Source organism: Marisediminicola antarctica (assembly GCF_009930795.1).
GTDB classification, from domain to species: domain Bacteria; phylum Actinomycetota; class Actinomycetes; order Actinomycetales; family Microbacteriaceae; genus Marisediminicola; species Marisediminicola antarctica.
The window spans coordinates 2664865-2684346 of the sequence record NZ_CP017146.1; the positions used below are offsets into that span (position 1 = coordinate 2664865).

20 protein-coding genes and 2 pseudogenes are annotated in these 19482 nt (G+C 61.3%); 7 read left to right on the plus strand and 15 right to left on the minus strand.

What is annotated here, in order from left to right:
- Positions 1–298: 298 nt before the first annotated feature.
- Positions 299–553: pseudogene (locus BHD05_RS12415) on the plus strand (IS5/IS1182 family transposase); the annotation flags it as partial.
- On the opposite strand, the gene BHD05_RS12420 reads toward BHD05_RS12415, so the two are convergent.
- The 4 genes from BHD05_RS12420 to BHD05_RS12435 are packed head-to-tail and all read right to left on the minus strand — an operon-like array spanning position 550 to position 4371.
- Positions 550–1266, minus strand: coding sequence for a response regulator transcription factor (locus BHD05_RS12420; protein WP_161886709.1), 717 nt, complete (start codon positions 1264–1266; stop codon positions 550–552). The pseudogene BHD05_RS12415 and the gene BHD05_RS12420 sit on opposite strands and share 4 nt — an antisense overlap.
- On the minus strand, positions 1263–2549 hold the full coding sequence (locus tag BHD05_RS12425) for a sensor histidine kinase (protein ID WP_161886710.1): 1287 nt from the start codon (positions 2547–2549) through the stop codon (positions 1263–1265). Before BHD05_RS12425 ends, BHD05_RS12420 begins: the two co-directional genes overlap by 4 nt.
- Positions 2549–3406 (minus strand): ABC transporter permease subunit, encoded by an 858-nt coding sequence (locus BHD05_RS12430; protein WP_161886711.1) that lies wholly within the window; start codon positions 3404–3406, stop codon positions 2549–2551. The genes BHD05_RS12425 and BHD05_RS12430 overlap by 1 nt, the downstream gene beginning before the upstream one ends.
- Before the next feature lie 50 nt (positions 3407–3456).
- Entirely contained in the window at positions 3457–4371 is a 915-nt protein-coding gene (locus BHD05_RS12435) for an ABC transporter ATP-binding protein (RefSeq protein WP_161886712.1), read from the minus strand.
- Between the two features lie 208 nt (positions 4372–4579).
- Between BHD05_RS12435 and BHD05_RS16170 the strand changes: the two are divergent.
- A pseudogene (locus BHD05_RS16170) lies at positions 4580–4983 on the plus strand (IS982 family transposase); the annotation flags it as partial.
- 26 nt (positions 4984–5009) lie between these two features.
- Positions 5010–5597, plus strand: coding sequence for a hypothetical protein (locus BHD05_RS12440; protein ID WP_161886713.1), 588 nt, complete (start codon positions 5010–5012; stop codon positions 5595–5597).
- Positions 5598–6379: 782 nt separating this feature from the next.
- Here BHD05_RS12440 and BHD05_RS12445 read toward each other — a convergent pair.
- The 6 genes from BHD05_RS12445 to BHD05_RS12470 form a co-directional block, all read right to left on the minus strand.
- Positions 6380–7579 (minus strand): GTPase, encoded by a 1200-nt coding sequence (locus BHD05_RS12445; RefSeq protein ID WP_236966533.1) that lies wholly within the window; start codon positions 7577–7579, stop codon positions 6380–6382.
- Entirely contained in the window at positions 7576–8196 is a 621-nt protein-coding gene (locus BHD05_RS12450) for a hypothetical protein (protein WP_161886714.1), read from the minus strand. The genes BHD05_RS12445 and BHD05_RS12450 overlap by 4 nt, the downstream gene beginning before the upstream one ends.
- 993 nt (positions 8197–9189) lie before the next feature.
- On the minus strand, positions 9190–9333 hold the full coding sequence (locus tag BHD05_RS16175; RefSeq protein ID WP_161886715.1) for an SHOCT domain-containing protein: 144 nt from the start codon (positions 9331–9333) through the stop codon (positions 9190–9192).
- Positions 9334–9523: 190 nt separating this feature from the next.
- Entirely contained in the window at positions 9524–10783 is a 1260-nt protein-coding gene (locus BHD05_RS12460) for a hypothetical protein (protein WP_161886716.1), read from the minus strand.
- Positions 10784–10829: 46 nt separating this feature from the next.
- A complete protein-coding gene (locus BHD05_RS16180; RefSeq protein WP_236966534.1) occupies positions 10830–11150 on the minus strand; it encodes a hypothetical protein in 321 nt (106 codons plus the stop codon).
- A 324-nt stretch (positions 11151–11474) separates the two neighbouring features.
- Positions 11475–11786 carry a nucleotidyltransferase-like protein gene (locus BHD05_RS12470; RefSeq protein WP_161886718.1) on the minus strand — a complete coding sequence of 104 codons (312 nt, stop codon included), beginning with the start codon at positions 11784–11786 and terminating at the stop codon, positions 11475–11477.
- A 222-nt stretch (positions 11787–12008) separates the two neighbouring features.
- On the opposite strand from BHD05_RS12470, the gene BHD05_RS12475 reads away from it, so the two are divergent.
- On the plus strand, positions 12009–12359 hold the full coding sequence (locus BHD05_RS12475; protein ID WP_335920148.1) for an aldo/keto reductase: 351 nt from the start codon (positions 12009–12011) through the stop codon (positions 12357–12359).
- The gene (locus BHD05_RS12480) at positions 12356–12655 is read left to right on the plus strand and encodes a putative quinol monooxygenase (RefSeq protein ID WP_161886719.1); all 300 of its coding nucleotides are present in this window, start codon (positions 12356–12358) and stop codon (positions 12653–12655) included. The genes BHD05_RS12475 and BHD05_RS12480 overlap by 4 nt, the downstream gene beginning before the upstream one ends.
- Here BHD05_RS12480 and BHD05_RS12485 read toward each other — a convergent pair.
- The 4 genes from BHD05_RS12485 to BHD05_RS12500 form a co-directional block, all read right to left on the minus strand.
- The gene (locus tag BHD05_RS12485) at positions 12652–12858 is read right to left on the minus strand and encodes a hypothetical protein (RefSeq protein ID WP_161886720.1); all 207 of its coding nucleotides are present in this window, start codon (positions 12856–12858) and stop codon (positions 12652–12654) included. The genes BHD05_RS12480 and BHD05_RS12485 overlap by 4 nt on opposite strands.
- A 32-nt stretch (positions 12859–12890) precedes the next feature.
- Positions 12891–14231, minus strand: a complete 1341-nt coding sequence (locus BHD05_RS12490; protein WP_161886721.1) for an SMODS domain-containing nucleotidyltransferase — start codon at positions 14229–14231, stop codon at positions 12891–12893.
- A 377-nt stretch (positions 14232–14608) separates the two neighbouring features.
- Positions 14609–15190, minus strand: coding sequence for a CBASS cGAMP-activated phospholipase (locus BHD05_RS15790; RefSeq protein ID WP_202614217.1), 582 nt, complete (start codon positions 15188–15190; stop codon positions 14609–14611).
- Between the two features lie 209 nt (positions 15191–15399).
- Positions 15400–16206 carry an SMODS-associated NUDIX domain-containing protein gene (locus tag BHD05_RS12500; RefSeq protein ID WP_161886722.1) on the minus strand — a complete coding sequence of 269 codons (807 nt, stop codon included), beginning with the start codon at positions 16204–16206 and terminating at the stop codon, positions 15400–15402.
- Positions 16207–16645: 439 nt separating this feature from the next.
- Here BHD05_RS12500 and BHD05_RS12505 point away from each other — a divergent pair, with 439 nt between their 5' ends.
- Positions 16646–17386 carry a DUF4429 domain-containing protein gene (locus tag BHD05_RS12505; protein ID WP_161886723.1) on the plus strand — a complete coding sequence of 247 codons (741 nt, stop codon included), beginning with the start codon at positions 16646–16648 and terminating at the stop codon, positions 17384–17386.
- Here BHD05_RS12505 and BHD05_RS12510 read toward each other — a convergent pair.
- Entirely contained in the window at positions 17361–18089 is a 729-nt protein-coding gene (locus tag BHD05_RS12510) for a hypothetical protein (protein WP_161886724.1), read from the minus strand. The two genes, BHD05_RS12505 and BHD05_RS12510, sit on opposite strands and share 26 nt — an antisense overlap.
- A 588-nt stretch (positions 18090–18677) precedes the next feature.
- Here BHD05_RS12510 and BHD05_RS12515 point away from each other — a divergent pair.
- Positions 18678–19373 carry a DUF6994 family protein gene (locus tag BHD05_RS12515; RefSeq protein WP_161886725.1) on the plus strand — a complete coding sequence of 232 codons (696 nt, stop codon included), beginning with the start codon at positions 18678–18680 and terminating at the stop codon, positions 19371–19373.
- Positions 19374–19482 lie beyond the last annotated feature (109 nt).

The window sequence follows — 19482 nt, forward strand, 5'->3', positions numbered from 1 at the left end:
TTCGGGGGAGGCCCCGAGGCATCACCCCCTGGTACCGTTGCAACCCCCTACCCCGGTATGAGATTTCTGCGCCAGAGTGGCACCTCACCGGTCATCAAGGAGACGACCGAGTCGTAGTCAACGCAATCTCTGAGGCGCTGACCCACGGCCTGCTGTTCGCCATAGCACCAGGCGCTCTCTCCGAAGCCAACTCCTCGACTGACGTTTCGGTGTCAGCGCCAGCCGCGATCCCGTAAGTGTCGGACAGCATCGTGACGGGAGGCGGTTCCGCTATTTTGCATAGCGCTCGAGAGATAGCGGAATCATCGCCGTCATCCCGCAGCCCTCCGACCAGATCGGGCACCGCAAACGCCGCGGCTCCGCCGGTGGCCGGCCACCCTCGTTCGACGCCGACGACTACCGGGGCCGCAACGTCATCGAACGCAGCTTCTGCGACCAGAAACAATGGCGCGGCATCGCCACCCGCTACGACAAACTCGCCATCACCTACCGCGGCGGCGCCGTCCTCATGGCCATCACAATCTGGCTCAAAGCACCAGGAGAGACGCCCTAGTCCCGACCGGACGCGACGACGCCCGTTTCGTACCCGAGAACGACGGCGTGGATCCTGTCTCGCAGCGCGAGCTTCATCAGGATGTGACCGACGTGGGTCTTCACTGTCGACTCCGAGAGAAACATCTCCGCTGAGATCTCGGCGTTCGTCCTGCCCTTCGCAACTGCACCGAACACCTCGAACTCGCGTTCGGTGAGCGCTGCCAGCAGAGAGTTCCGATCGGCGGCCGGAGCGCGCGGCGCGGCGGCGTCATCCGGCAACTGGCTGCCGAAGAGATCCAGCATCCGCCGCGTGATCCTCGGGGCAACGATCGCGTCGCCCGCCGCCACCGATCGGATCGCCTGAATGAGCTCGGCTGGTCGCGCATTCTTCAGGAGGAAGCCGCTCGCTCCGGCACGGAGCCCGGCGAACGCGTACTCGTCCAGATCGAAGGTGGTCAGAATGATGACGCGCGTCAGCGGAAACCGCGAAGCGATGAGCGAGGTGGCCTCGATGCCGTCGACTCCCGGCATCCGCACGTCCATGATTACGACATCGGGCCGGAGCGACTCAGTGAGCGCCACACCCGCAGCGCCATCGTCGGCCTCACCGACCACGCTGATGCCGTCGACACTGCCGAGCACCATCGTGAACCCGAGTCGGATAAGGGGCTGGTCGTCGACGAGCAGCACCCGAATGTCGGACCCAGTCGAATCACTCGTCTCGGTGGTCATCGCGCCTCCTGTGGCTCTCTCGGAAGGGAAGCGCGCACGCGCCATCCACCGCCCGACCATGGCCCCGTCTCGACGATGCCGTCGTGCACCGCAGCCCGTTCGATCATGCCGATGATGCCGCGCCCGGCGCCGGATGATCCGTGCCTCAGCGCGGACCGCTGGCCATCGTTGGTCACGGTGAGAATTGTCTCGGAGTCGATGAATACCAGTGCGACTTCGACTCTCGTGGGGGCGACGGCATAGCGCAGCACGTTCGTGAGCGACTCCTGCGCGATGCGGTAGACGGTCAGCTGAACGGCAGGGCTGTCGGTGGGCATGCCCGTCGTCGACAGGCGAACGGGCATGCCCACCGCGCGAAAGCTCTCGACAAGTGAATCGAGATCGGTGTACCCGGGAGTGGGATGCAGCTTGGGGGCGAGCGGCTCATCGTCTGACAGCACGCCGAGCAGTCGACGCATGTCGTTCATCGCGGTTCGCCCCGTATCAGAGAGCCGATCGAGCGCACTTTTCGTCGCCGCGGGGTCGCTCTGCGCTGTCGCGGTCGCCCCGTCGGCGAGCGCGACGATGACCGAGAGGCTGTGGGCCACGATGTCGTGCATCTCGCGCGCGATTCGCGAGCGTTCGGCAAGCGTCGCGATCTGCGCTTGGCTGTCACGCTCCCGAGCCACTTGCCGGGCACGATCGACGAGGATGCGGAGCTGCTCGTGTCGCCCGCGCACCAGCATGCCGGTCAATATGGCGGACACGCAGAGCATGGGAAGAGCGGCGCTGATTTCGATCAGGGCGATCGCATCGCGATAGCTCGCCCCATCGGCCCCGGGCATCGACGACCACAGTTGAATACCGAACAATTCGATGAACGCGAACCCGAGCAAACCGAACCATGCCACGCGGGGAGTGCCGTACACCGTCACGGCGTACAGCGCGATGGGTACGGCAACGAGGTCGTTGGTGTCGCCGAGAGGCGGGCTAAGCACTGACCCGATGACCGCGACTGCGATGAGCACGGTGACGGGACGATGCCGCCGGAAGACCAGACACGCCGCAGAGACCGGCACGAGCAGGAGAAGCCAGATCGTCTCCCCCGGCACCCCTGTGACCAGACTGTAGGCTCTCGCGAACATCAGTTGAGTTGCATATACGACGGCGATCGTGATGTCCACAAGCCAGGGGTGTGACTGCGGGAAGCCGATTCTCGCCGGGAAGTCGTCGGCGGAGATGGGCACTGCCCCGGCAGGTGAGGTGGTCGCCTCGCCCTGCCGGGCAGATCGCGATCGTGTCACTACACGTCTTTTCTCTTCAGCAGCACTATGGCAAGCGCGACCGACGCGACTACCCAACCGAGAAAGACCAGGAGGCCCGTCGCAAGCGTCCACCAGCCGACGGCATCCACCGGCTGAAGCAGCATCATACCAGCGGCGCTGGGCAACAACTGGGCCAGCCGCGAAGCGAACTCGCCGGGAACGAGGCCGAGGATGCTGGGAACGACGAGGAATAGCCCGAGCACGATGCCAGCGCCCGCCGCGGTGCTGCGGACCACCGACGCCACCGCGGTAGACATCACACCGATCAGGCCAGTGAACACTGCCGCACCGACAACGACCTGCGCGAGAATCGGATCGAGAAGGGATTGCTCGAGCCCGTAGTGTGCGAACGTCGGCGCTGTGATCAGCACCGTCGCGACGGCCGCGACGAACCCCAGCACCGTTCCCGCGACGCCGCTCAGCAGCAGCTTCGCGGTGAGCGCGGGAGTGCGCGAGGGAACCGCGACGAGCGTCGTGTTCCACAGTCCCGACGCGCGCTCGGTGCTGATCAGGAGAACGCCGAGGATGGCGACGAGCGCGTAGGTGAGCTTGATGTCGAAGCCGATGACCGCGAGCGCGGGGCGGTCGCCGATCTCGCTGAACATCTCGGCGGCGGTGAGTGTCGAGTCGAGGGATGGACCGACCAGGAAGGCGTACGCCATGAGGCCGGCGAGACCGGCCCCGCCGACGAGCGCGAGCGCGACCCCCCAGAGAGTGGACCGGATCGTGGTGAATTTGATCCACTCCGACCTCAGAACTCGGGCGAAGCTGAGCTGCCCGCGTGCGGGTGGCACCGAGGCGACCCCGAGAGCGGGGGAAATGGTAGAGGCTGACATGATTCTCGGTTCCGATTCTGTGAGAGAAGAAGATGGGGTGGGCGTCGCGTTCATCGAACCGCAGCCCCTGAGGTGAATTCCACCGATGACCGGGTGAGTGACATGTAGGCGTCCTCGAGCGACGCCGTGTGGGTGGAGAGCTCGTGGAGCAGCACGCCGGCGTCTGCCGCGACGCGCGCGATGGTGCCCGCGTCGATGCCGATGATCTCAAGCTCATCGTGGGCGACCGTCGTCACGGTGACCGAGGGCGCGGCAAGGGCCGCTGTCAGGCGAGCAGCGTCATTAGTGCGAACGAGCACCCGGCTCTTGTCCTCGCCCGCCAGCACCTCGGCGATCGGCGAGTCAGCGATGAGCTGGCCGCGACCGATCACGATCAGGTGGTCGGCGCTCATCGCCATCTCGCTCATCAGGTGCGAGGAGAGAAACACGGTGCGGCCGCCGGCCGCCAGTTCGCGCAGCAACTGGCGAACCCAGAGAACGCCGTCTGGATCGAGGCCATTGATCGGTTCGTCCATGACGAGGGTGGCGGGGTCGCCGAGAAGTGCCCCAGCGATACCGAGCCGCTGGCCCATGCCGAGCGAGAAGGTGCCAGCACGCTTGTTGGCCACCGATTCCAGTCCGGTCAGCTCGATGACCTCGCGCACCCTCGTGCGTCCGATCCCGTGGGTCGCGGCAAGCGCGAGCAGGTGGTTCTTCGCGCTGCGGCCCGGGTGCACGTGACCCGCGTTCAACAACAGGCCGATCTCGTGCAGCGGCGCGCGGTGATCTGCGAGCCGCTTACCGTTGACCGTCGCCGTGCCAGCACTCGGACGGTCAAGTCCGGCGATGGCCCGCATTGTTGTGGTCTTTCCCGCGCCGTTGGGGCCAAGGAATCCGGTCACCTTGCCGGGCTGAACCGTGAACGAAATGTCGTTCACGGCCGTCACGTCGGCAAACCTCTTGGTGAGATTACTTACCTCGATCATGTCTGATCGCCTCGATTTCAGGTCTGGAGTTTCGCCTATCGCAAACTCATCAACCTGAATCTAGGAATCTCCGGACGCTGCGACATCGCACCACGGTGCTTACTTGTCCGCGGCATCCGGCACCCCGGTACTAGGCGAGTGATTCCGTTTGGGTGGCACAGTCGCGTGGGCGCTCTTGATCCTTGGCGGAGGGCCTCACACCCTTGGTGTGAGCGATGACCACAACAGCCTCCTGACCACTTTTTACGTCTTCCTCGATGATCGGGTCTTGCCGGGGGTCGGGCTGTCTAGAACCCATGTCCGCGGTCGCAAGCGTCGGCTGGTGAACGCCGAGTTGCTGCGCCTGGTCGCGGGGCCTGTTCCCAGCGCTTCCTTGCCAATCCGGATGCAACAAACGGGTTCGCGCCCGGGCCGCCTGATCTTCGCTGTGATCTTCTGGCGAAGGACACCCCGTCCCGGCACGAGCATCTCCCGCGGGTCGACTCCACACCAGTGCCAGCCGGAATGTCCAGAAAGACCACGAAACGATATGACCTAGCCGGGGACGCCGGCTACGGCTATTGCCCCTCGCATGCCCGCTACAACTGGGGATTCCGTATCTATCTGATCGCCAACGCATCCAGGAACGCACCCAGTTCGTGCTGCGCAACAAGGAGAAACCCGACGCGAAGGGCCGCACCCCAAAAATGTGTCCGGCGCTGGGCAACAGCCCCACCGTCACCTGCCCCGTCCGGGAAATCTCCACAAAGGCCGCCGACAAACCTCGGCCCGGGGTGGATCCGGAGGATGTGCCAGAGTTCCTCGACAACATCTGCACACAGCACGCCGTGACCTTCACCGAGCAAGACACCATCCGCCAAAAGCAGGCGCTCCCCTACCAGAGCAAGGAATGGGACAACTTCCACACCCACGCCCGCCAGTCGATCGAGTCCCTCCACGAGGGCTTCAAAGACCCCGGCACCGAACAGATGGAACTCTCCGGACGCCGCCGCGTGCGCGGCTTCGCCGCCGCCCAACTGTTCATCACCATCCTGCTCGTCAACTACAACCTGAGAAAGATCGCCTCGTTCCTCTGGGACGAGGAACACGGCACCACCGCACCGACGAACCCGATCATGCGCCGCCGCGACCGCATCTGGGACAACCCCTACACAAAGACCCTCGCCCGCGAGTCCGCCCTCGAACTGCAACGCCTCGGCAAACTCATCAGCCCCCTGCGGACCTAAACCGATACTCCGGCAACCCCGACACCGCCCGGAAGGGCAAACCCACCGCACACCGAACAATTCGCCGCGCCCCGAAACGGGCGCCACCGTCATTTAACGACCCAAAGCCGCGAAAATCGGACCCGCCACCGGCGCCCGACCGCGGGCCGCCGCCGAAAACACAAAACGCTCCCGAGTTTCCTCGGGAGCGTTCTGTTTTACGGGAGTACTTTCAATAGTTCTTAGTACAGTCCTTTGGTGGGCTGTCCCAAGAACTCGAACTGCCCCGGAATCCCGGGCTAGATTTTCGGGGGTCAATCGCGTTTTCCTCCCTGCCCCTCTGGATTTTCCTCTTTTCCAAACCGCGTTCGTTTCCAACGAGTCACCAGCGGTCCCAGTGCAGTCATGACCCATTGCGGCCGGGGGCACCGACCGGTGGTGGAGCCGGCGAGACGGCCCGAGGGAAATCCGGGTAGACCTCCGGCGACGGCACCTGGTACGTCGACGGCTCCCCCGAGTATCTGAAGCAGCCCGCCCAGGCGTCGCTCAACCGGTTCTCGGCGATCGCGGCGAACGAGGTGGGCGCGGCGATCTCAGCGACAGCTTGGTCAAGTAACAAAACCGGTAGGTCGACATTCAGACGACGCATTGCGTCAAGCAGTCGTGAACGGATGAGCAGCTCACCCCACGTCTAACGCTCGCCGGTACCCGGGGCGATTTCCATCGCGACGTTTTGGCTCTCACGGGAGCGGCTCTGCGAGAGTCGAGCGCGGCCCCCTCCTAGCCTGCTTCGGAGACTCCGGTCATGACTTCGCGATGCGCTGTTCGGTCATCTTGCGGATGACATCGAGGAAAGTCGGAGCGTATTGGCCCCACGATTCGCCGATCTTGTCCAAGTCGAGCTTGCCAGTGTGCACTTGTTCGCTGAGCCGCAGCCACCCCTCGCCCGTGGCGGCGGTGAGCGCAAAAGCAACGCCTGCGCCGACTACGCTTCCGGCACCGGGGATTAGCTTGAAGAAACTCCGCGCCAGCGCCTGCCCGGTGATCTGGACTCCCAGCTGCGCGAGGGCGCCCGCGGAGAGCATGGTCTTGAGTTCGAGGTCATAGATGGCCGCAATACGGCCCATCATTGTCAGTTGGATCGGCGCCAGAATCGCGGCATCCGCGACAGGAAAGGGGATCGCGGCGGCTGCGGCTGCGGCTGATGCGGCGGTCGCAATGATCGGACGTGCCATTTCACGCTTCCAGGGGAGGTTGAGGCGCTGAGCAATGCGAAACGCATCCTTCTCGTTTTCCGGTGAAAGTGTGAGGGTCTCCGTGACAAGCTCACCGAGGCCGTGCCCCTTGCCCTTTCCGTGTTTTCCGCGCGCTGAAGTCAGGATGACCCGCTGGATGGGAATGTCGAGCGGCACACCCTGCTCATCGACCGGGTCTTCGAGCCAGTCGCGGAACTCTTCGACGTCCTGCGGCGCAGTACGCTTGCCTGTCACCGGGTTCTTAGTCCAGTCGACCTTCGTCAGAACGAGGATGACCGGCATGCCGGCGGCATCCATTTCCCTGATCATTTCGATGTCGGGGGACGTAAGCCGCGGGAGCTGAGACAGCACGCAGTACCAGACGACCGACACCTGTTCGATGGCCGGTCTATTCGAGATCGTCTTCAGGTGCCTTCGGAGGATCTCGGCCGGGGATTCGCGTGAACCGATTTCGAAGCCTTCAAGATCCCAAATCCCGAGCGAGTCATCGTTGAAGTAGTGCACGCCCCGCGTCACAGGCAGTCCTTTGCCTACTTTCGCCAGGTCACGCCCGAATACGGCGTTGACGAGGGAGGACTTCCCGACGCCCGTCCCGCCGACGATCGCGAGGTTGAACCGGCCATAACTGCGCTTCGCTTGGGCGTTCGCCTTAAGAAAAGGTTGATCGTCGATTTCGGACGCTTTGACCGCGCTGTCTTCGGACTGCGTCGCCATCTTTGGGTTCTCCTTCTCTTTTGCCGAGGTCATTGCGCGAACTTAAACTCGAGGGTGACACCCGGATCGATTGCCGAGACGATATTCGTGTAGAAGGTGCGGGCTTGTTCCTCCAGCACAGGACGCAGGCCTTCGATGTGCCCGTCTAGGACGTCGTCGGTGAGAAGCTCCTGCGCCAGCTGGAGCTCGTCTATCTCGGGTGTCGCAAAACTGAGGACACCGTTCTTCTCGTTGACGACCGAAAATCTGGGGTCGTCGGTTCCGATGAGAATGAAATCCGGGATCGTCACCAGGAAGGACGTCTCCCCAGTCGGGACTATGGAGACCCCGCTGCCCTCGATACCCACCATGGTGTCGAACTCGTACCGAAGCAGCAACGAACGGTCACTCCACGGAATGACGAAGCCCTTGATGTCGCTGACCTCACTTTCCGGCTTGAGTCCGGTGACACCTGACCTCACCAGCACCACCTGCTCCTCGAGTTCAATGGATCGGATCACTTGGACTTCGCGTTCCTGAGTTGCGCCGAAGAACATGCCCAGCGCCACGCCGCCACCGGCCGCGATGCCCCCAACGACAAGGATGAGGAATGTGAAGAGGAGGACCTTCGCCCACACAGGCGTTTTGCTCCTGACGATGTTGCTGGTCATGTGATGGCTTCCTGAGCAGATCGTGGTGTCGACATTGTCGTATGAGGTTGGCCGGTGAACCGCCCCCGGTTTAGTCGAGAGCGAGTTCTCCCAGCGCAAGCTGACGCTGGGAGTTTTTCTCACAGTAGTACTTGTTCTCCCTCTCCGTGGGCGTGGGGTATCTGATCGATGAGGGCAGCCGGTTCGCCTTGAACCAGTTCGCCCAAGTGAGGGTGGCAAGTTCGGTCTCTGCGGCGTTGCGCGGGCCGTCGATCTTGACACACTGCGTCTTGAAAAGGCCTCGCCCCACTCTGCGAACGCGTGGTCATACGGGCCTCCGGCACGCGATCGGCCGATGTGACCCGAACCCCATCACACCCTTGTTGCCCTCGTGCGCCGAGTCATTCGGGCACCGTACATCCCGCTGATCCTCATCTGCGGGGGCCCTCAGCCTCGGTATCCTCCTCTCGCTAGCCGGCGGAGGTCAGAACCACACCCCTGACGGTCTGTACTCCTTAGGACTGGTGCATGAATGCGAGAGCAAAAAGGATGCTGGAGAGAACACGGTAGAAGGCCATCAGGTAAGAAACGATTAGGGCCGCATAGTCAAGGCCGCTACCTCGTTCGTGCCTCGCTTGGATCTGGTGCAGCGCGACTTGTCCTGCACCCCCGCAAGAACAGCCAGGGCCAGAATGCCGCTGATCATAAATGCGGCCGGGGACAACGACACCAAGACCACCGCGATGATCGCAAGGCGATTTACTCTCGTCGCCGTTTCGCTGACATTGCCTGGTGACGGAATTGCAGCGACTCCATGTTGGGGGTGAGAGTGCTCGAGCCGGTCGGACTCGGCGCGAGTAAAAATTCAATCTAGCGAGCTTCCACGGTCAGTAGTTGAGATCCTGCCGTCGCCCTCGATGTTTGCCGAAACATCTTCCGCTGCTTGGTAGTGCTCGATCACTTCGCCGCAACAGGCGACCTAGATTACCGAAGTGCCCTGCCAAGCTAGCCTCCCTACATCCCCAGTAGTTTGGCCTTTTGTGCCTCGAATTCGTCTTTTGTCAGTAGGCCAGCTTGAAACAAGGCACTGAGCTTACCCAGCTGCTCAAGCGGATCCGTTGATGCTCCGTTGGGTGGGCGAACTGGGGTGACCGGCATTCCGCTCACATAATTGACGGACTGTGCCTGCCGCTGACGGAGCAGCTGAGCTGTCGTCGAGCACCGTTGGGGTACGGGTTAGAGTGTCGTCGGCGAGAAAATCTCGACGACAGAATCACAGTTCGAGCGATTGAGCTCCTCTTCGGGGTTTTTGTTTCTGGTGCAACAAGCCCGTTCGGGCGCCCCACGGCTATTCTTCGCCGCGCAGATATCGCTTTCCGGCGACGATGTACGCATGGATCTGCTGCGCTGAGGTCGTGATCGATCCTTCGCCACGGCGGCGCACGATGCTGAAGAAGACGCCCTTCACCTTGCCCTCCACAATCGCGCCGTGCACCAGATACGGCTGCATCTCGCTCGGTTGCTTGGGGACGTAGATCGCTAACACGCTCTGCGTCGCTGATGTGGGAAACGTCTCGATGATGAGCCCGTCGACCGGCGGAACGATGCGGGCATCCAGCACCTTATTAATCTGCGGGATGTCGAGGACCGAATCAGCGACGGGAGTGAGGCTGCCGATCGCGTTGTCGCCTCCGCTCGTCTCGCGGTAACCGATGACGAGGATCGCATCTACTTGGCCGTTCGCGAATCGGGCGACGTCCTGCGCCAGCTCGATTTTCGCCTTCTCCCCGATATCCCCAGGCGCTGAGATTGGGTGCATCTGCGTCTTTACCTCGAGATACTCCGATTCCTTCTCACCGAGGAGCACGTTGAAGTGCTGCCCGCGAAGAAGGTTGAGGACCCCGATCGCATCCAGCGGACCACCCTGAGTCGCTTTCAAGAAGTCGGCGACGGCGGCCGCTCCATCCATCAGCGTCTCCATGGTGTTCGTGTCATCCGTCGCAACGAAAACCTTCACGTCGTGCGCGCTTGCCGCTAAAGTCTCGATCGTCTCGGCACGGAAGCGCTCCGACCACTCTTCGCCCGCCGGCCAGTGCGCCAGCATCTCTTCGGGCGTGCTGCCGCCCGGAAGAGCGAAGCTCACGTCGGCGATTCGGCAGTCGTATGCGGAAGCGACACGAGAGAGCGTGGCTGCGATCTCCCCTGCCGTCTGAGCCGGTTGGGTCGGATAGCGCTGCGTGACAACCGCCACGACGCCGTCATCCTTGACATCGATGTCGTAGCGCTTGTCGAGGTCGAGCAAGTCCTCGTCGACCGGAGGTGCGCTGCGGTCGACCAGCAGCACCGTCCCGTAGAAATTTCCCGCGATAGCTCTCCGGAGGCTGCCGATACTCACGATGCTTAGCTGCGACTCTGCCGCGATAAGCGGACCGTGCTTGATTCGGGCGATCGTCCATGTGCCTTTGTTGATACCGAAGTCCCGCGAGCGATCGACCACATCGTCGGTCACTTCGGACGGGAGCAGACGCTTCTCGCTGCCTTCTTCGTCGTAGGTGATGACGTAGACGCCAGCACCTTCAGGCTGCGGAATATTCTCGGAATCGGTCACGACACTCAGTCAAGCGCATGTCCGACCCCAAACCCGAACCGCACATCTATCCGCTCGCGCCACTCTCCACGTGAGTAGTCGCAGCCGCGAACGATGCGTACCCCGTCGATCGATCTACGAACGTAAGCACCACGTCGCCTTTCGTGAAGCGGTCCGTGAAGTAGCTACCCTCGATCTCAGTCGGAGTGAGCGATGCCGGCATCAAGTTGCAGGCTCCGCTGCTCCGCACGTTTATGTGCGACTCCGAGACCTTTGGCATGTTGTCGCACATGAACGTCAAGTTGTCGACCAAGCTTTCGTAGCTCGGGAGCCAGGTGGTCGCGGTGCTCTTGCTCGAACTCTGCTCGGTGTAGAGGCGGGTGTTCACTGACCAAAATGATTGATGTATCTCGAGGAAGCCGGGAATGGGGCCGCGATTGCCCCGATCGGAATGTGGGATTGCGGATGTGGAGTCAGCTTCAACTGCCATAGACCGCGGACATCCGGGCGGCGGACCAGCCGCTGCACGAGCGGAAGACGCCACAATCAGAGGTCCCAGGCTACGACACCGATAACGATGACCGTTGGGAGGAAATGAAACGACGAATCTCCACCAGTTCGGAAGATTGATCCCCAGACCGAAGAGGACGATGGAATAGATACCGGAGACGACCACTGTCACTACCCGCGCCACGATGGTCGGACTTCCCATCTACGCATCCCCCAGCTTGGGGAAATTCCAGGCGGCGAAGGCGAACTCGCGTCCGTCCTTCCGCGTCCACTTCTGGGCGCCAAAGAACAGGTACTTCGCTTCGTTCGTCTCGACCCAGCGCTCGTCGATGCCCGGAGGTTCGGAGCTTTCCAGCGCGCTGTAGATGCTTGAGACGACGGCCTTCAGAGTCGGGGTCCAGGTCGGTCTGGTGAACAACTCGTCCGGGCAGTTATAGACGAGGCACTCGAAAAAGAACGACGGCACCTTACGGTGATACCCAGCGTCGACCATCGCGTTCTCGACGCGCTTCATGATCCGAACGGTCTTCTTGAACGCCTGGTTGGTGGGATTATTCTTTGCCGGCCATTCGCTAACTGCAGCGCAGAGCAGTACTCCGTCGATGTGCCATCAGTCTTGAAGACGCGAGCTCCCTCGCGGAAGTTGGCGGGCGAGAAGTCATGGCCGGCATCTCCAACGCCAATCCTCAGCAGATCTGCGAGGCGCACGAGATTTCTAGGTGGCCGGCTCGCCAGCGTGCAGAACCAGTACTCCCCCGCGTTCCTCAGCAGTCAGCCCGAGCTCGACCTCTGCAACGAACTCGGGGTCGCGTTCCTGTCGTGGAGCCCGCTCGGCGGCACCAAGTCCGCCGCCGACCTCGGCACCATGTTCGCCCCGCTCCAGCAGGTGGCGGATGCGCACGGCGAGAGCCCGCAGGTCGCCAACCTGGCGTGGCACCTCGCCGCCTCCCCGCAGGTGAACCCGATCCCGGGGCCGAGCCGGCCGGAGAGCATCCGCGACTCGGTGCGCGCCGCCGACCTCACCCTGACCGCGGAGGAGCTCGACACCCTGGCCGAGGCAGTGAAGCCGAAACCGGTGAACGCATGACTGCCCTCGCACACCTCGACCTGCGCCTCGACCCGACCGTGCTCGACACCGTGCCGACCGTGCTGAACGAGGTTCTCGCCGCGACCCGCGCCTGGCCCGGCATCGAAGGCCTCGAGGTGATCAACGACGACGCCAACCCATCCCACGTCGTCGTCGAGCTGTGGACCACCACTACGGACCACGACGCCTACGCTGCTTGGCGCACCACCCCAGACGCCGCCAGCCACCTGGGCGACGCGCTCAACGCCCAGCCGGTGAAGACGGTGATCGTCGAGCGGATCGCGCTGGTCTTCTAGAGGGACACGCCGCGGAGCCGACGGCGTCGGCCCGGCAGGTCGATTTCCAGCGGCAGGCCGGCGACGTCGAGCAGCTGCGCGAGGAACGCGGATGCCGCCGGGCTCGGCTCGTCGGCCACGGCCAGCGTCCACTCGGGCACGCTCGCCGACAGAGGCACCGCCACCAGGTCGTCGGGCCGCATCAGCGCGAAGCCGGTGGGCACGATTGCCGCTCCCAGGTCAGCAGCGCGTTCGCTTACTTGATAATGACGTCTTGGTGATCGACGGCAATGCACACACCGTTAGCGACTGCGTAGACCTCCACGAAGTGGTGCCCACGGTAGGCCGTCGGTTCTTCACGAGAATGAGTTCCATTGTCCTTCACAATTTGCCCGCGAATTGAGTTGGCAGCGAAAGCTTCCGGCCCGGTGTTGCGCACCTTCCAATAGAGGTCGAACTGACCGGGAATGTTGTGCGTCACACGGAATCGAACCTTGCTAGAGCGATATACGACGTTTCCCATTGAGCTGAGTTCGTAGTGTCGGAAGCCCTTGCGTTTCGCGACGCGCGCGCCGATCTTGAGGTTGAGGCGAGGATCGATGCGAACGGAAAATCTATCCGCAATCTCCTCGTTAGTGTCGCGAATCCCAGCGACGCCTTGGTGCGCCTCTGTGCTCTTCTTGGCGTCCAGCGCGTACGTGCCGAATTTTTCCCCAAAGATTTTGCGCCACTTGACCTTGCTCTCTTCAGGATCGGTCTCGTCCCACGCTTCGTCGATCCATGTCCGATAGAGGTTGATCTTTTTGCGAAAGTTGACGTACTCATCTTCCTTCAGTCGATGATTGAAGTTTTCGGTCGGCGCGCTGGGGTCGTCGATGCTCGGCATGGTCGGGTTGTCCTGCAAGTAGTCGTCGAGAGCGCCGACGATGTTCTTGAGGGCAGTTGGCACGTCGGTGTAATCATCTGTCGCTCCCCAAACGGCTGCATCGTTCACCCGTTCACCGAGCAGGATCGTCAGAATGACGGACTTCACGGAGAACGTGCTCTTATAGTCACGCAGGTATTTCACGAGGCGGATGACTTTCACGAGTCGGCCACTCGCGAGCTTGTTGCGCTCATTCAGCCAGTCGTTGAAGCCTTCGGGGTTTGTCAGCTCAAACTTTTTCTCGACCCGGTCTGTGATGAAGTGCTCGCCGTGACGTTCCATGTAGGGAACAACGTCAATGTGGAACTCGTTCGAGTAGTCGACTTTGACGCAGCGATCGTGTCGGCTGACCATGTCCCGATACTTGCTACTCCCCCGAAACTTGGTGTAGAGCGCCTGAACGTAGTCCTCCGCATCCCAGCCGTCTATTTCTCCTAGCTCAAGAAGCACGTCGGCATCGAACTCGTCCGAAGATGCAACCGGGTTGATGATGGTGCGGTGCGCGTATGAGCCCTGAGGGATAACGTCAAGGTAGCTCGACGCAAGCTCATCCTCACCGGTTTGCAAGAAGTTCGTGACCGATTCAACTCGAGAATCGAGTTGATCGATGCGACCGTCGCTGAGGTTGACCTTGTTCTTCAAGAAAGCGTCGAAGTGCTTGACCAGCTTCATTTTGGGACTCCATCGTTCAGGTCGAGGGTGCGGAGTGGGGTGAAGGGTTCTGAAAGGGTGTCGAAAAAAACAGGTCGAAGTTTTGGCAGTTCTATTCGTGACTGGCTGGCCCCAAGTCCACGTAGCGCTTCGATCCCTTCAACGCCATCGAGCTTGAATCGTCTGGGGCTGACAACGGGCGACACTCGTACGACGTTCTCGTGGCCAAGCAAGAGCTGAGCAGTCCCAAGCGACGATGACGACTGTCCTGCCATAAACACGTTCACAAGCCTGGTTGCCCAATAGTTCAAGCCAAGGCGCTTTGTGTGGTTCGCTTTCATGGAAAAAGCTTCGTCGGTACATCCGACACTTAGCAGCTTCACGTCGCCCTTCGCCCATTACAAAATCCCGAGCGCTTCAACCGCCGCCGCGCCCATTGGATTGTTCGCCCACATGCCGCCATCGACAAGCGGAATGCCAGCTGCGAGGCGATGAGTCGGAAAGTACGTGGGTGCGGCGGCCGTCGCTAGGGCGACGTCTACTACAGACAGTTTGTAGTCCCGTTCGAACCGAGGGTGGTGTGCCGTCTTCATCACATGCACTGCACCCGTTTCGAGATCGAGGGACGGGATCATGAGGCGGGTCTTGCATTCTCCTAATTTCCGATCTCCGAAGACATCGATCAGTGCAGCCCGCAGCGGAGCGGGGTTGTACTTCGCGCTGACCAACTGCTTGAGTCGGCCAAGCCCCTTTCCTCCACGAAAGATCTCAGGTCCGCGTTCCTCGTAAAAACGAAGGATGTCAATCGCGGGTATGCCAATGCCAAGTGCGAGCGCAATGATGCCGCCCGTCGAAGTTCCCGTAATCAGATCGAAGTAGGACGCCAGTGGCGCATCGAGCTCCGTTTCGAGGTCAGCAAGGAACGCGGCGGGAAATACCCCTTTGATGCCGCCACCATCGATGGAAAGAATGCGTTTCATAGTAATTGTCAATTATACCAGATGCAGTGGTCATCGAAGGCCGATGACCACTACATGTTGTGGTTTCGAAATTACTAGTGAGTCCTGAGAGCGAACTCAGCCGAGTGCGATTCAAATTGACTTTTTCGCCTAGGAATCGCTTGAGATCATTTGACTGCCCCACTTTCGTCCTACCTAGCTGTTCCTCACGGTCGACACTGCTTTGCTGCTCAATGTGCCGTGTCAATTGTCCATACGGCTGTTTGAGAAATCTTGGTCGTATGACTGGCTGCGCCATCCGCTGCTCCGCGCCGTCTGATTTGATCCTCGGAGGCCCAAAGAACCCGCGCATCACCGCTGCTCTTCAGCCTCCGAAGTTCATCGATTTGCGGTTGCGTGGGCAAGATTTCAAAGATGTCCGCGATGAGCAGTTCTTGACTCTTCGCCCACGGGCTGAATCTCATGGGGTGATAATGCCGTCCGACGCGGTCATATTTGATGTGTCTAAATGCGCTCTTGGGCAGAAGCCCAGGTGCGACGAGTTCCTCGTAGAACTCCCGCCAGCCGTCGGTCTCTCGTCCGCTTCCGCTCTCGAACCATCGAACGAATGCGAGCAAGTGCTTACCGGGTATTCGCACTCGGAGATCGCCCTCGCTCACATCGTCCGGCTCCAATAAATCGTCGTCAAGAAGGTTCATCTCGTTTCGTATCCCGGATGATGCTGGATGGAACTTGTAGACGCCCCCAACCGGCTGATACTGGTCGAACCGTTTTCCCTCTACGAGCAGATACTCGTTATCGACTCGTATGCGGTAGAGGTATGACACTGAGACGCGAACCCGGGTTCTCCAGGTGCGAAGCGAGTACCACGCGATCTTCAGGAATCGAAAATGGACGATGAGCGCATCAATCAATGGAATCGCGAAACCAATCGCCAAACCGCTAGACACTGCGAAGAATCCATCGCCTGGGTCCGAGCTCAGCATCACCGCCGTTGACCCTATGACGCCGATGAAATAGATCAGTAAACGTGCCAAAAAACGACCCCCCCGAGATCACTGTCTGTGAGTTGCTAGATCAAGTCCGACCGGTCGCCGCTCGCCCTCAATTGACAGCATAGGGAAGACACCGCACTAAGACTGACAGCCGTCGGCGATGAAGCCTCAAGGTCGTCAGCTGCCAATAGGGGCCCTTATGTCCCGTAGCTCTTCCGGCCCTGAACGAACGCTCTAACCTGCCCGCGCTGATCAAATTGCGCTGGGCAGGTTGTCGCCCGCTTGTCGCCGGCGACGTCGGATCGGTCGTCCGTCCGTCACGGAAGACTCCTACCTCCTGCTTACGGTAGGCGCCTGACCGGACGCGCCCTCGATGGGGCAATGAGAAGTTCGTGCCCGACCTCGATGGTGGTCAGCGACCCGGCTGCCTCGCACGCATTCACTCGTACATCGTTCGCCAGATACCCGACATACTGATGGCGTGATGCAAATCAAAGGCATGTCAGGATCCGCCTCTTTCGACGCGGGGTTCCTGACTTTCTCATTCACCGAAGCCGAAGCGAAACTGAAGCGGAACGCCGAGGTGACCATTCCCCTCGAAGCAATCACCACCATCGAATACACGGCGAAGAAACTTTTGAAAGGCGATCGGCTCCGTATCCGCGCAGAAGATGTCGACTATGCCAACGACGCGACTTATGACCCCTGCACTTTCGTTTTCGGTTTAGAAAGCGGTGCAGAATTCCTACGAAGTCTGCAAACCGCTATCAATATCGCGACAACACAAGCGGTGGCAGGAGACGCTGAAGTCCCCGGCTCACTTGCTGCCGTATCCAAGCCCGTCGTGGTGCAGGTCGGACTGTCGGCGGCGGCTGAGAAGGCCGCCCGGCGCGGCAAACTGATCAACAGCTTCAAGAGCTACACCTTGTACGAGAAGCGGATCATCTCTTCCGCGAAGTCGTGGCCAACCCTCGGCGCACAGGCATCCGTGGACGTGGGGGCGTCCACGTCCCGAATCTCGCTGACCAGAGTTGCTGTCGGCGGTGTGGTTGCGGGCGGGTTAGGTGCGGTCGTCGGGGGCTCATCAAGGCGCAACACCACAAAGTGCTTCCTGACACTCTCGACCAGCGTGGGAACCGTTGTGATCCCATATAACCCCGCTTCTGAGACGAAGGCTCGCAAGTTCGCAGCCCAGGTCAACGCGGCAGGGCGGGTTCTCTAGGGCCGGGCGACGCGGTAGCCCCGAGGTCGAAGAGCTCGCGCCATGATGTACTGACGAGTTCGAATCCGTTTCGTTGGAACCGTCGGCCGAGTCCGGGTAGGTGCGCGTGTCCCCAGATTATGATCACACTTTGCTCAGCCTTCATCGCGGCGTTTGCCGCGATCTCCTCCCGCTCGTCGACGACGATGCTGGTTCGCAGCATCCCTGTTAGCGACTGCGGTTTTCCTGCGGCGGCGAGCAAACCACGTGTGTTACTCCGGCCGACGGCTGTGGCCAGCGGCCGGATCATCGCGATGGGCACGTAGAGGACGGCCAGTGAGAGCATCAAGCCGATCGGCATGGATCGGATAGTTCGCGATGTTGTGGTGTCGTGATTCTCCCAGTGATCGCGCACGACGAGCGAGTCGAACTGGAAGGCGAGTCCGCCATTTTTCCAGACGGCGTGCGAGGCGCGGTCAATTTGTCTGCCGATCCTGCTTTTCAGGCGTGTCCACGCTCCCCACGCTGAAGAGTCGTCAAGGGGGCTTTCATAGTGGATTGCTGCTTCGGGCCGCCGGCTGTCGAGGTCGGCTTGGAGAAGATCCCAGAACTGTGGCGAGGCGAAGTGCTTGACTCCGATGATTTCGATGGTCTTGCCGCTCGGGTGTGCGAAGTGGGCGGTGAGCACGTCGAGAGCCGTTCCCCGTCGGCGGTCGGTGCGCAAAAGCGGATCGAAGGGCGCTGGATGTGGCTCGTGCGATCGGTCCATTCCGATGTTCCCCTAGAGAGATTTGTGTGTCAGTTTCGGACTCGTGCGCGGGCACGTTGCAGGTTGATGAAACATAGTGCGATGGTAGCGACCCGCACTAACATCGACGGCTGCACTGATTCCTAGTCCGGCATGCCTCCGCGGTAGTACGACATACCTGCATAGCGCAGCAGTCGAATCCACGCTTTGCGTGATGCGGTCACGATGACGAGAACGATGACGCCTGCGATCCATGGCCTCTCTGCGACAGCGGCGACTATCCCTTGGAACACAAGCACCAAGCCGTCCCATCTGGCTTGCAACATAAGGTCACGCAGATCGCCTGCATCAATCATCAGTGCCTCTCTCCGCTTATTTCCGTGAGTAAACCACACGCCACTGACGGCATGCTTACGTCTGCGCCGATATTGACTGTTATGTCAGCTTGTCCGAAACCCGCCACCATGCACTGTGGACCGGTCCGCGCCGGGCCGGCCGGCCGGATCCGCCCGATTCCGCGCCTCTCACCGTGGCCGGGTCGTCCCCTGCTGCTACGTTCGGGCCATGAATGCGCTGAGTGAGATCGACGTCGACTACTTCGTCTTCGACGACACTCCGGAGGGCAAGGACCCCGACAGTCACAGTCCACGGCTGCGGCGGTACCACCAGCTCCTGTGGAGTAAGCCACTTCCGGACGGGCGACCGTTTGAGCTTCTCGCGGGCCGCGCCCGCTCGCCGTACCTCGTCTACGAGACGGACGGCACCCGGATAGTCCTCGGGAGCGACACCATCGCGACGCGGCATCGACGGAGACTAAGCAGTCTCTATGCGCAACTTCCGGATGATGTCAATGAGGCGTTCCTTCGACGTGCCTATACGATCTGCGGGTTCATGGTCTTCCCTGTCTCGCGAGGCAGTCTCGGCCAACGTCGAGGCCTTCATCCGCGAATCCAAGACCGATGGGATCTCACGCTCGAAGTGATCCGCCGCTTCTACGAGGGTGGCACCAGTCCATTAGCCACAACGATGGACCGCTATGCCGGCTTCTTCGAGCTATTCGGCACCTTCGAGGGATACGTGCGCCACTTTCACCTCGAGGATTTTGTACACGCGACCGGTGCGGTCCGGTTCGTGCTGCCGTTCAACGACTTTCAGTCGCCGCCGCTTCCCGACGACCTACCGACATACGCGCAATACCGCTTGGACAGCCTGGAACTTTTCCAGGCGCGCCGCCTGCGCATCCTGAATGCGATCGATTGATTGCCGCCGCGCCCTTGGGCGTGTCGTCTACGGTGAGCCCGAGGGTGATGGCTCGGAGGAGGATGCCGCCGCCGTAGGTGAGGGCGGGTTTGTCATAGCGGGCGTGATG